Source organism: Thioclava sp. SK-1, assembly GCF_001705665.1.
Lineage (GTDB): Bacteria > Pseudomonadota > Alphaproteobacteria > Rhodobacterales > Rhodobacteraceae > Thioclava.
The window spans coordinates 1-338 of sequence record NZ_MDHA01000084.1 but is presented as its reverse complement, the minus strand read 5'-3'; the positions used below and the strand labels follow the sequence as shown (position 1 = coordinate 338).

Here is a 338-nt window from a genome sequence, read left to right as displayed (position 1 = left end):
GAAGAGCAGCGCCCCGCCAGATGAGCTGAACGGCAGGTAGCCGAATTCGTCCAAGATGACCAAGTCGACCTTCGTCAGCATCTCAGCCAGTTTCCCTGCCTTACCGAGCGCCTTTTCCTGCTCCAGCGCGTTGACCAATTCCACAGTTGAGAAGAAGCGCACCTTACGCCGGTGATGTTCGATGGCTTGGACGCCGATTGCTGTGGCTGTGTGGCTCTTGCCCGGTCGTCTATTGAGGCGCCATTGGTTCAAGCCCAATGGACGACGGACCGCCGATCAAAACGACATTCTCGGCCGCTTCGATAAACTCGCATCGGTGTAGCTGCCGCACTGTTGCT

At 57.7% G+C, this 338-nt stretch carries 1 pseudogene; it reads right to left on the bottom strand.

Annotated elements, in window-relative coordinates:
* Positions 1 to 338 (bottom strand): annotated as a pseudogene (locus tag BFP70_RS18625) (ATP-binding protein); the annotation flags it as partial.